Origin of the sequence: Mycobacterium sp. 1482292.6 (assembly GCF_001672995.1) — a bacterium.
Classification (GTDB): domain Bacteria; phylum Actinomycetota; class Actinomycetes; order Mycobacteriales; family Mycobacteriaceae; genus Mycobacterium; species Mycobacterium europaeum_A.
Genome location: NZ_LZKV01000011.1, coordinates 68298 through 80559, shown reverse-complemented (window position 1 = coordinate 80559; position 12262 = coordinate 68298). Strand labels below are relative to the sequence as shown.

Genomic DNA, 12262 nt, shown 5'->3' with positions numbered 1-12262 from the left:
CTACAACAAACGAGCGTCGAAATGTTTAGCCAAGGCCTTCAGGCCACCGGCGTAAATGTCTGAAAAGATCTGTGATGCTTCGTCATCCGTCACACCGGCGGGTGTGAATGAGCCGCCCCATTCGACTCGGCAGACCACTGAGTCGCCCGAGTCATGCACGCGCAGTGTCGACAAGTAGTCGGTCACCGGAAACGGTGCCGCAAGAATGGTGTAGCTGTAACTGCGCGCTCGCTCATCGAAGGTCACGAGGCGCTCCACGATGGTCTGTCCGTCCGAGTTTGCCAGTCGGCGGACCCGGCCCCCCTCATGCAGCTCGCTCTGAGCGATGTAGGGCAGCCAGTCCGGTAGTGACCCGAAACCCCCGATCAGTTGCCATACCTGCCGGGGCGGTGCTGAAACGTCGATTGATGCGATTGCCTGTGACATGCCTGTCCTTATCGCTAATTGTCAACGGGTAACGGGGCTTCAGCAGATACCAGGTGCTGGTCGCGCATCTCGTGCCAGAAGTCGTCGGGAATCTTCGCCTGCAGCGCGGCGTAGTCCTCGATGATGTGTTCGGGCTTACTTCCCCCAGGGATCACGGCCGCCGACGCGGGGTGCGCCAGCGAGAACTGCAGTGCGGCAGCTTTGATCGGGACCCCATGGTGATCGCAAATGGATCTGATGCGCTCGACCTTGGCGGTGATTTCCAGCGGCGCCTTTCCGTACTCAAAATGACTGCCGCCGGCGAGAATTCCGGAGCTATACGGGCCTCCGATGACGATATCGACACCCTTGGCAGCTGCGGTGGGCATCACGCGCTGTAAGGCATGCTCGTGATCCAGCAACGTGTAGCGGCCGGCGAGCAGCGTGCCGTCGGGTTCCACTTCGGTCAACCCCAACAGCAGTTCGACCGGCTCAGTACGGTTGACTCCCAGCCCCCATCCCTTGATGACGCCCTCGTCACGCAACCGGCTCAAAGCGCGGAAGGCACCGGTGCGGGCGGTCTCGAATTGTCCCAGCCAGCCGTCACCGTGGAAATCTTGGGCGACGTCGTGCACCCACACGAAGTCCAATCGGTCCACGCCGAGCCGCTTGAGGCTGTCTTCGATCGACTTCAGCGCACCGTTTTCGGTGTAGTCGTAGACAATGCGGTTGGGCCGCCCATACTGAAACAGGTCTCCCTTCTCGCCGAAACTTCGCTTCTCAGGGTCGATTTCGTCGAGGATCAGGCGACCGACCTTCGTGCTCAGGAGGTATTCGTCGCGGTTATGCATGGCAAGCTGTTCGCCTAACCGCATCTCGGCCAGGCCGGCGCCGTAGAACGGCGCGGCGTCGAAGTAACGGGTCCCATTGGTCCAGGCCGCATCCACCGCCGCAGCCGCCTCCTCGTCAGGAATTTCGCGGAACATGTTCCCCAGCGGAGCGGAGCCAAAGCCAAGCGGGCCGTCCAAAAAATATTGTCTAATCGCCATGTGATCAACTCCCTGCCTTCATTGGCTTTGCGTGGGTGCAGCGGACCCGTAACCACCATGGCCGGCCATATGAGCCCGCGCAATCGCATGGCGTGCCATCTTTAAGACGGGGAGCGTAGAGATTCCGCGCTTCACAATTTCTTGAGTCCTCGCATGATCGCGCCGAAGGGCAGTGCTGAGGCAAGGCCTTTTCGCAGGCTCGGCCGCAAGATGCTGATGTTGATAATCACGATGTACCCGCACGCCGTGGTCACGCCCTTCGGCGGCCCGGTCGATGACTTCAGCGGGCGTTCCATCTAGACACGCAGCGCGCAGGACCGAACGCGGAACGTCCGCAACCAACGACAATGCGGAATCCTCGTCCATAGTGAATGGCAAGAGGTCCTGGGACCCAGAGAAAGTCGGCACCAGTGGGTGCGGAGCACCGCTTTCGGCACACAGCTCTGCCCGGGCATTCGGGGCGCACGCCTTAGTCGACTCCAAAACCTCGTCGATGTCGTCGCGGCTACGGCCGGTGATGACCGGCAGCCACACCGCAGGGGTAATGGCCATGGGATCACGGCCATGATCCGAGACAGCGGCCCGAACGGCGTCGAGGCGTTCGGCGTATTGCTTGGGTTCCATCACGTCGCCAGGGTGAACGATAGAACCCGCGCCAGCGCACGCGGTGCTCACAGCAATCCCAAATGCCGCAGATCGGTGATGTATTTGTCGATCAGCGGCCTGCCGATATGCGGAATATCCTTGTCTGGACCGACTTTCGTGGCGCGAACTGCAGCGTGAAACACTTCAGTCGGTACCGGGGCACCGCGCAGGGGTGCCTGCGGTTGGTGATAGGCTTCGAGCAGTGCCAACACGCTGTACTGCCGCTGACGTTCTGGAAGTGCTGTCATTGCGGTTCTGAACCGTGTCAGCCACTCGTGGTAATCGGGGATGCGCGTGATTGAGTGCCCTGATGCGATAAGCCAATCCACAAAAACGTCTAGGGAGATGCCGTCGTCGTACGGGTTCAATACATCGAACGAGTGGAATCCATCACGCAACTGTCCCGAAAGCTTGCAAATGGACTCCGCAACAAAATCGGCCGGCAGCCCGTCATAGTGTGCTCTGGGCCGGAATTCGCCGTTTCGCTTCTGATAGAAGGACTGTGGTGCGATTCCGGTCACCAGCAAGCTGAAGACAAGTCTAGTGAAAGCATCTACGACGTTGACTTGCCCAAGATATTCACTGTGCGCAAGAATCATGTCCGGACGAAAGACATTGACCGGCAACGAATACCGGTCGTGCGCATTCCGCAGCAACACCTCGCCGGCCCACTTACTGTTGGCATAGCCGTTGGCGTAGCTGCCGTTGTTGGGGCGGACGGGGCTGACCACACGGATGTCCCCGTCTTCAATGAACTCGCCGTCCGGAACGGACATACTTACCGCAACAGTCGACACGTAGTTCACTGGCTTCATCCGCTGAGTGATTGCCAGACGTATAAGAGCCGCCGTGCCAACAACATTGGGTCCGAAGAGCTGCTCGTAGGGAAGCACGTGGTTGACGAGCGCTCCCGGGTGCACGATCATGTCGACCGTCTGAGCCAGCCGATCCCACGTCGCCTCATCCAGACCCAGGTCGGGTTCGCTCATATCCCCGACGACAACATCGAGGTGGTCGGCGGCAAGTTCGTGGAATCGGCGTAACAACACGGGGTCACCAGTGTCGAAGACGGCGTTTAATCGGACCTGCGCGGTGTTCGTGGACCCGGCGCGCAGTAGGCACACTAATTTGCCGCCGCTGCAGGCCAGTCGCTGCAGCCATTCCAGGCACAGGAAACGTCCTAAGTATCCGGTGGCCCCGGTCAGCAGCACCGTCCTTGGCTCACCGACGGCAGGAATGGACAGTGCCGCGGCACGGTCCAATGTTTTGGTGTCGATAAACTTATCCAGCGTCAGATCGCTTGCGTGCAGGTATTCGGCCGCGCGGCCATGCACGCGGGTAAAGCTGGCCCGCTCAGAGCTCGACTGTCGCTGTGTCTCAATGAAGTTGGCTAATTCTTGCAAGCTATTCGCTGGACCGATGAGCACGCCGACCGGCACCTCGACGCCGAAGATCTCCTGCAGCAGAGTCGAAAAGCTCAGCGCTGACAGGGAATCGCCGCCAAGATCGGTGAAGTGGTCGTTCCGGTCGACAGGATCGGTTCCCAAAAGCAAACCGACCGCGCGGATGACAATTTCGATCACCGGGAGATCATCAGCCAGCCGATGTAAGGCCCCTAGCTTGTCTTGCTGGAGGGCGGCCAATTCGATGTAGAGGAGCTCCAGCCGCTCACCGTATCGGTCGTTGAGGTTGGGCCGCAACAGCTTACCAACGCCGGAGAGCAGACCATTGGCGGTGGTGAACGGCTCGGTCTCGATCAAGTAATCGACCGGAATCTCATACGGTTGCAGCTGAGAGGCCTTGGCGGTCTCACGTAACGAGTCGCGCAGCGCCGATTTAAGCGCGGTTAGGTCTCCGTCGAAGTGCGCGAGAGCCTCCACCGTCGGCACTATCACGGCGAGCAAGGAGGACCGTTCGCTGTTGCCATAGACGAAAATTTGGCGTATCAGCGGGGCAGTCGCGTAGAGGGCCTCGAGGTTGGCGACGGCGACGAACTCGCCCTGGGACAGCTTCAACACGTTGTTGCGACGGTCGACGTAGACCAGGTGATCGGGCCCGACTTCGGCCATCACGTCCCCGGTGCGGTAAAAGCCGTCCTCGTCGAATACCGCGGCGGTGATCTCCGGATGGTTGTAGTACCCGGGAGTCGACGTCGTGGACTTCACCAGCAATTCGCCACGCGGATAAGGCTTGTCGGTCCGGAAATATCCCAACTCGGGGACGTCGACAAGCTTGTATTTAACGACCGGAGGCCGCAGCACGACGCCGTCCTTGGTGATGCCACCGACCTCGGTCAGACCGTAGCCGTCAACGAGGTGAACCTGTAAACGCGACTCGATAAACGTTCGCATCTCCGTGGCCAGCGGTGCGGTCCCGATGAATCCGCCCAGCACACGCCCGCCAAGCAGCTGCTGTCGCAACTCGTCGGCCGCCTGCGCTTGCGCCGTCTCGTCGTCGGCGCCTTCAAGCCGAAGCCGGTCCACCCCGGTGCGGAAGCGCTGAATCAGCATCTCGATGACACGGGGCACCACATATAGCTCCGTGGGCCGAACCAGTGCCCAGTCCTCGAATAGCGTCGAAAGCTCCGGTCCGGCAGCGAAATAAGTTGTTCCGCCAGCCCTGATGCAGGCTAACAACGCGATCCGCCCGCCCAAGTGGTGCAGTGGAAGGAAGTTGACGGAGAATACGGCTGCGTCGGGCTCGGCTGGAAAAGACATGGTCCACAGCCGCGAAGTCATCGCCTCGGTGTACATCGCGCCCTTGGGAGCTCCCGTGCTTCCGGACGTATACAGAATCATCGCGAGCCGCGCCTCATCCGCACCCAGGTAGGCCGGTTCGGCCGGGAGCGCACTGCCCTGGCTAATCACCTCGTTGAGCGTCTGCACCTGCACCGGCATCACTGCGGCGTGCAACAGCGCCAAGGCCCGCTCGTAGCTTTCTTGATGGTCGTCGACAACTGGTAAGTAGTCGAATACGACCAAGTGACGCAGCCACTCACCGCCGAGTGCGGCTTGAACCGCTGTATCCAAATACTCGGCACTGACGGCCAAAACGCGCGGTTTCGCTTCCGAGAGAATAGAACGTAGCTGAGCAACCGACGCATTATGCTGGAGGGGCACGCTTACCCACCCGGCGTAGGCGCATGCAACATCGATAGCGACGTAATCCGAGCTGGCGAAGCCGACAGTGGCGACGAAGTCCCCAGGGCTGAGCCGATAGTGGGTGTTTCGACACCAGGCGGTGGCAATCGCCCGCGCCCGCGCCCAGAGCTCGCCGTAAGTTAGTGTAGTGAAACTCGGCAATAGACGCGATGACGTCCGGCCGGTCTGCGGATCAGTAACCTGTTGCCGCGCGCGCTGACCGAACATGGGACGCCCGGCGTAGCCCTCGACGAGGGTTTCAATGACCTGGGGGAGGCGCAACCCAGGCTGGCGTGCTGCCTCAAGCACCTGGGGAATGGGCATTGCCGAGCGGAACTGCGGATCACTCGCACAGAGTTCACGGATCCGGCGAGCACGTCGCTCCTCATTCGAGTCCGCGGGCGCCCCGAGCTGTCGCGTTGCGTCACTGGCCATTTCGCCTCTTTCCCGTTTTTGGGCTCTCCGGTGGGAAAGGCGCGGAGCGTGCCCATTACTCGCATTGAGGCATGTGACGTCCAGCACAACCGTGCGAGCCGCTGTCAACACTCGGTGTTGCGATTTATGCCGGGTGGTCTTCCGTCGGGGTCGGGGTTTTGCCGTGGCGAAGGAGCACCGGTCATCTCACCGTGACACGCACAACGCATCCCGGCGATCGCACGGCGTGCCATCTTTAACAGGGCGATTGATCAAGCGCAGCGGACCCAGCACGATGACCTGTAGAACGCGCCTTGGTGCCGACGAGCGGGTCACAAACCCGTAGGGGAGGGCAACGCGGGTTCACCCCGCCCGGAGCGTCCCTACGTGTTGATCCGATGTTCTGCTGACCACGTCCGCTCCGACCGAAGTCGTGGTGAGCAATTGGCGAAGCTTCCGCCGGCCCCGATACAGGCGCGAGGCGACCGTCGCAGGGGAGGTATCCATCAGCAGCGCTATCTCCTGATGGCGCAGTCCATGCACATCGGCGAGGTAGATGACGGTGCGGGAAGCTACCGACAACCGCCGCAGCGCATCGACAAGCTGGCCGTCCGGCATGGCGTCGAGCACTTCCGCTTCGGCGGACCGCAAAAACGTTGCTGTACCTAGAACGCGGTGGCACGCGCTTACATCGCTAATCTGATCGGTGAGCCTTTCAGCTGGCCGGCGCTGGGCGGCGCGATACTGACCAATCCATGTGTGGCTCATGATGGTGAATAGCCAGGCCCGCAGGTTGGTGCCACTTTGAAAAGTTTCGAACGCGGTGTAGGCGCGCAGCAGGGTCTCCTGTACAAGGTCCTCGGCATCTGCCGCGGTAGTAGTCAGTCGTCGGGCACGGTTGTGCAACTGGGCGACCAGCGGCAGAACGTCGTTGCAAAAACGGCGGTCTAGACCCGAGTTCCGGGCGGTGCTGTCGGTGATAGGCGACAGCACGGCGGCGCTGCAAGCACTGGTCGCGATCATCTGTTGTGACAAAATGTCTCCTTAAGGCGGCGCTGATGGCGCAGCCACGCGTACGGGTGAAGGGTTGACCGAGCGGATTTCGTTTCATCGGCGGCGCTCGAACCAAGGACCACCGACCGTTGCCATTGGGTCCCGCGCCGCAGCATCGAACGCTTAGTTGTCAGGCTGTCGTGATCGCGGTGGAGGTCCCTCCGACGGCAACGAACCCACGGCGCACCCACCTGTGAAGCGAATGGCTAACTCACCACTGCATCCCCTTGGAACCTTGATGCATTCGTGTCGAAACGGTCATGGATGCGGTGGCCCGCCCTGCGATGCGATCGAACGTGTCACGTCTCGACTATTCGGTGTGATAAGACCAAGATCATCGGTCGAATTGCCGATAAATCGTTGCGCGATGTCGTAAATCGCGGGAGGAGCCGGACTCGACGAGTGGTTGCGACCCAAAGAGCTATTGCTCGAGAGCAAGGCAGGTTCCCGCCCTGAACGAAGGCTGACAGCAAGCCCGCGTGGTGCGACGGAATGCGATCAGGACCCGGGCAGTCACGTACGCGTAGGCAACCTATGCCGTATACGCGGTCGCAGGCTGAGGAATATACGCGATTTCGCCGATGCTGGTCCGGCGTTGTCGCAGCATGGTGGCGGGTATGGAGCACGTTGAACGACGTACGCCGATGTGGTCAATCGAGTGGAGTGAGCTTGGCGTGAGTCAGTCGGTGCCGACTGGCACGGTCACGCTGTTGTTGGGTGAGGTGGAAGCGTCGACGCAATTATGGGATTGCGCTCCTAGCGAAATGACGGCGGCCATCGCCAAATTGAACGCAGTGGTTTGTCGTGCGGTTGCTAGCCATGGTGGTGTGCGCCCGGTCGAGCAGGGGGCAGGTGACAGCGTTGTAGCGGCCTTCGCCCGGGCTAGCGATGCGGTGGCATGCGCGCTGGAGCTGCAGAAGGCACCGCTTGCACCGATACGGTTACGCATCGGTGTGCACACCGGTGAGGTGCAGTTGCGTGGTGCAGCAAATCATGCCGGAGACACCATCAATCGAGCGGTGCGCCTGCGTGATCTGGCGCATGGCGGCCAAACAGTGTTGTCCAGGACGACCGCCGAGCTGGTCCTCGATCGGCTTCCCGACGGTGCCTGGCTGATGGATTTGGGGACGCAGCACCTGCGTGATTTGGCGCGGCCGGAAGCGGTGATGCAGCTGTGCCACCCGGCGGTCCGCAATGATTTCCCACCGTTGCGTGCGGACATATCCGTGGGAGTCCATAACCTCCCTGCGCAAATTACCCGGTTTGTGGGACGCGACGAGGAAATCGACGAGGTGCGCCGACTGCTGGGAAGCTACCGCTTGGTCACGCTGACCGGTGCGGGCGGGGTCGGCAAGACACGATTATCGCAACATCTGTCGGCGCAGCTGGTTAATGAATTCAGCGGGGGCTTGTGGTATGTCGACCTCGCACCGATAAGCGGCGCCGACATCCTGGCCACCACGGTGGCTCGAGCTCTGGGTCTTTGCGACCAACCAGGCCGCTCGGCCATCGACAAGATCACGACGTGGGTCGGTACACGTCATGTGCTCATCGTGGTGGACAACTGTGAACATGTGCTGGACGCCTGTGCGGCGCTGATCAGTACCCTGCTCGCGCATTGCTCCGCACTGACCGTGCTGGCCACGAGTCGTGAGCCCTTGGGCGTGGCCGGCGAGGTCATCTGGCGCGTGCCGTCGCTGCCGATAGCCAGCGCGGCCATCGAGCTGTTCGTCGACCGCGCGCGTTTGGCACAACCCGACTTCCACATCACCGACGACAACGCCACAGTGATCAAAGAGATTTGCCAGCGCCTGGATGGGATGCCGCTGGCCATCGAGCTGGCCGCCGCCCGGGTGCGCGCCTCTTCGCTAGTTGAAATCCTTGAAGGGCTGCACGATCGTTTCCGCCTGTTGATCGGCGGTGCACGCACCGCAGCAGAACGCCAGCAGACGCTGCGCGCCAGCCTGAATTGGTCACACGCCCTGTTGAGCGAGCCAGAGCGCGTGCTGTTCCGACGGCTGGCCGTATTCATGGGCGGGTTCGATCTCAATGCCGCGCAAGTTGTTGCCGGCAGCGGCGAACTCGAGCGTTACAGCATCCTCGAGCAGCTCAGCCTACTGGTCGATAAGTCACTGGTGCTTGCCGAAAACTGTCGCAATCGGACTCGCTATCGAATGCTGGAGACGATGCGCCAATACGCCCAGGAAAAACTCGGCGACTCCGATGAGGCCGAAACTATACACACCCGTCACCGTGACCATTACAGCGGACTGGCAGCCATGTTCGAGACCTTGGCACCTACCGAACTTGAGCAACACGCCCAGGTCGCGGAAACCGAAATTGACAACCTGCGTGCAGCCTTCACATGGAGCATCGATAAGGGCGACCCAGACGGGGCGCTCGCCCTGGCATCCCACCTGCAGCCTCTGTGGCGACGACGTGGCAGGACCCAAGAAGGGCTGGCCTGGCTCGATGCCGCCCTTACCAACGCCTCCGCTCAGGCCGCTAACGTGACGCCTGCTATGCGGGCGCGCGCACTCGCCGATCGTGTCATGCTGAATGTTCTGGTAGATCCGGCAGGTAAAGGCGCCGCGACAGAAGCCGTGAAGCTGGCACGCGAAATCGGTGATCCAGCACTGCTACTCAGAGCGCTGAGCGCTTGGTGTTGTGTCGCGGCCTACAACGCGGAGACCGCCGAGGCGTCTTTCGCCGAGGCCCTCGGCTTGGCTCGGTCCTTATGCGATCTCACGGCGCTAAGCCAGCTGCTGCCAGTGCAGGCGTTTGCCGCGCTAGTCGCGGGCGACCCTCACGCCCAGCGCGCCGCCGCCGAAGAGGGATGCCATATCGCGCGGGCCATCGGTGATGAGTTCACCGCCCGGCATTGCAACTGGAACATCGCGATGTCGCACCTATATAGCGGCGAGCTCGATACTGCGATTGAGCAATTCAACGAGCTGACTGCCGGCGCGGACGCGCACCATGATCCGGTCTTCGGGATGGCCGGCCGCTTCGGCCTTAGTATTGCGCTTGCCTTTCGCGGTGAAACAACCGCCGCCCATACCAACGCTGCCGCTGCCGTCGAGCAGGCAGTGAGTCTTGGTGATCTCACGTTTATGGATGCGTTCACCTATGCGGGGCTGGCGCTGGCCGCCCTCGCCCGCGGCGATGTCGCGGCGGCAACCGAAGCCAGCGAGATCGCCCGACAGCGATTAAACCAACGGCGCGAATTTGCGGCGCTGTACTGGAATCCGATCGCCGAGGTGGCCCTGGCCAGCGGCGACCTAGCCACGGCCCGACGTCACGCCGATGAATTCGTTGCGGCAACCAGCGGCGTGAACGCATCGATGGCGCTGACTACACGCGCACGCATCGCGGCGGCACAAGCAGACTTTGCACAGGCCGAATCCGACGGGCGTCGGGCACTTGTCTGTGCGTCTAAAAGCCGCGCCTACTTAGCGATTCCCGATGCGCTCGAGTGCCTGGCCAGTGTGGCCGGCCAGCGCGGTGATCATCAAGAAGCGGCACGTTTATTTGGTGCGGCACAAGGGATCAGGAACCGAACCGGCCAAATCCGATTCGCCATCTACGACCGCTCATACCAGGCATCGGTTGCAGAACTTCACGAGGCGCTGGGGCACTTGGAGCGCGAGACCCTGTGGGCACAGGGCGCCGCCTTGTCTACCGAAGAGGCGCTGTTGTACGCGCAACGGGGCCGTGGGGCACGCAAGCGACCCTCCCGTGGCTGGTCCTCACTAACGCCGAGCGAGCAGGAGATTGTCCGGCTTGTCTGCGCAGGACTCGCCAACAAAGACGTTGCCGCCAAACTATTTATCTCACCACGCACCGTGCAAACTCACCTCACTCACATCTACCGCAAGATTGGCGTCAAGTCCCGCACCCAGCTCGCCCAACAAGCCGCCAGCAACCTCTCATAAGACATCGCAAATCGGTGTAGTGCTTCAGATAAGGACTTCGAATCCGGGGCCCTGCTAAGTGCGGACGCCGCTGAGGAAGCGGGTAAGCTTCGCGTACTCCGGAAAGTCGCCCGCGGGCGGCACGGCCCGGCCCACATCACGAAATAGCTCCTCGAGGTCGGCGGTGTAGGTAATCCATCCGCGTTCGTCTAATGACAGTGCTAGGTCGTCGTGAAGCTTGGGGAAAGTCACGTTACACAGGGCGCCTAGTGGATCGTGCTTCCGCGACATGTTAAGGAGATCGTTTATGGCTTTGCTCGCCAGCTCGGGTACTCGGGTGTCGACATAGTCAGCTGCGACTCGGCTTGCTCGTGCGCTCAAAGCGGTAATGGTGTCGAGTGTTTTGGTCTGTGCAGTCGCCGATGGGTGGCCGACGAAGAGTCCTTCGGCGATCCACGCGGTGGGCTTAGCCTCGTCGAAGCCGGCCTGCCGCAGCTTCGCGGGCCATTGCTGACCAACATCCATCGGCACGTAGCGGTGCTGTGCTCTCAACCGTGCGCTGTTGAGGTTCGATAAGATGCACTGTTTCCAGTCGATGACGGCGCGTCGGTCGATCTCGTAGATTGCCGTTGTGTCTGGCCAGTCCAAACGGTAGGCGCGACAGTCCAGCCCCGGCTCTAGGAGCACCACTTGCCTAATGCCTACTTGGGTTGCACCGTCAGCGAAGTCGTCGAAGGTTCTGCTGCGTATGCCGAAGTAGGCTGGAAACCAGTCAGCCCCGATATCAGATAATCCGGTTGCGCTATCGATTAACTGGGTCAGCGGTTCGTACTCGACTGCTCGGACGAGGACTTCTGCGAATGGATCGTTGATCACCGGGTCGAGATCCCGACTGGCCACCGCCCGTGCAGCGGCCGCGAGCGCGGACAGTACACCTCCGCAGGTCTCGAGCGTGCCGCATCCGTCAATGGGTTCTGTCAATTTTGGTTCCTTGCATGCTTGGCTTCCAGAACATCTCACGGATTCGACAGTCCAGGCCAGCGGTGAACCGGATAAGCTGGCCCATCCTGTGACCTTTGGAGCTACAGTCCAGGTTCGCTCCTCGAGCCAACTCAGCCACCCTCCTCGCCGAGCTTGGTGATTGTCGGGTGCCCGCACTATGTGCGGCGCTTTATCTTGGCAGCGAAACGCCTGTCTTCCCGGTTACGTTTCACTGCCCGCGAAGAGGAACGCTTGAACGCCATGTCGTTTTGCCCGTGTGAGTTATGTGGCACTGCTCACGGGCCAACGTCTAGGGCATGCGCCTGTACTGCGCGAAGCGCAGTGTCGACGCCGAGGGTCAGCAGCTAGCGAAGATTCGACCGTGACAGCCTGTCGAGCGTAATCATCTCCACTCCCGCAGCCCACCCGTGTGTGCCGAAGGCCACAGCACAAATCGCGTGATATCAGCTTGTTTTGAGAAGTTCCTTAAAGCAGTGGCTCCACAGACCAGGCCACCAAAGCCATCGGACGACGCGCTGGCCACTGCCTAATCGCGGGTCTGCCAAACAGAAGGTGCAAACAAGTGACGACACGTGTGGCAGGGCAGCGTGGGCACGCCGTGGTGGTAGGTGCGAGCATTGGTGGCCTGTTGGCGGCCAGG

7 protein-coding genes are annotated in these 12262 nt (G+C 61.3%); 1 reads left to right on the top strand and 6 read right to left on the bottom strand.

The window, feature by feature from the left end:
* The 5 genes from A5624_RS00545 to A5624_RS00530 form a co-directional block, all read right to left on the bottom strand.
* Positions 1 to 426 carry an SRPBCC family protein gene (locus tag A5624_RS00545; protein ID WP_066859841.1) on the bottom strand — a complete coding sequence of 142 codons (426 nt, stop codon included), beginning with the start codon at positions 424 to 426 and terminating at the stop codon, positions 1 to 3.
* A 14-nt stretch (positions 427 to 440) separates the two neighbouring features.
* Positions 441 to 1454 carry an aldo/keto reductase gene (locus A5624_RS00540; protein ID WP_066859838.1) on the bottom strand — a complete coding sequence of 338 codons (1014 nt, stop codon included), beginning with the start codon at positions 1452 to 1454 and terminating at the stop codon, positions 441 to 443.
* A gap of 18 nt (positions 1455 to 1472) precedes the next feature.
* Positions 1473 to 2081: an LLM class flavin-dependent oxidoreductase gene (locus A5624_RS27870; protein ID WP_156748698.1), complete on the bottom strand. Its 609-nt coding sequence runs from the start codon at positions 2079 to 2081 to the stop codon at positions 1473 to 1475.
* Between the two features lie 44 nt (positions 2082 to 2125).
* Positions 2126 to 5674 (bottom strand): carboxylic acid reductase, encoded by a 3549-nt coding sequence (gene car, locus A5624_RS00535; protein WP_066859835.1) that lies wholly within the window; start codon positions 5672 to 5674, stop codon positions 2126 to 2128.
* 342 nt (positions 5675 to 6016) lie between these two features.
* The gene (locus A5624_RS00530) at positions 6017 to 6688 is read right to left on the bottom strand and encodes a sigma-70 family RNA polymerase sigma factor (protein WP_232002167.1); all 672 of its coding nucleotides are present in this window, start codon (positions 6686 to 6688) and stop codon (positions 6017 to 6019) included.
* Positions 6689 to 7323: 635 nt separating this feature from the next.
* Here A5624_RS00530 and A5624_RS00520 point away from each other — a divergent pair.
* Positions 7324 to 10641, top strand: coding sequence for a LuxR C-terminal-related transcriptional regulator (locus tag A5624_RS00520; protein WP_232002166.1), 3318 nt, complete (start codon positions 7324 to 7326; stop codon positions 10639 to 10641).
* Between the two features lie 54 nt (positions 10642 to 10695).
* On the opposite strand, the gene A5624_RS00515 is transcribed toward A5624_RS00520, so the two are convergent.
* Positions 10696 to 11601 (bottom strand): SAM-dependent methyltransferase, encoded by a 906-nt coding sequence (locus A5624_RS00515; RefSeq protein ID WP_066859826.1) that lies wholly within the window; start codon positions 11599 to 11601, stop codon positions 10696 to 10698.
* Positions 11602 to 12262 lie beyond the last annotated feature (661 nt).

Bases quoted from the DNA above. Each gene is read 5' to 3' on its own strand.
- A5624_RS00545 (WP_066859841.1), bottom strand. From the start codon at position 426: ATGTCACAGGCAATCGCATCAATCGACGTTTCAGCACCGCCCCGGCAG.
- A5624_RS00540 (WP_066859838.1), bottom strand. From the start codon at position 1,454: ATGGCGATTAGACAATATTTTTTGGACGGCCCGCTTGGCTTTGGCTCC.
- car (WP_066859835.1), bottom strand. From the start codon at position 5,674: ATGGCCAGTGACGCAACGCGACAGCTCGGGGCGCCCGCGGACTCGAAT.
- A5624_RS00520 (WP_232002166.1), top strand. From the start codon at position 7,324: ATGGAGCACGTTGAACGACGTACGCCGATGTGGTCAATCGAGTGGAGT.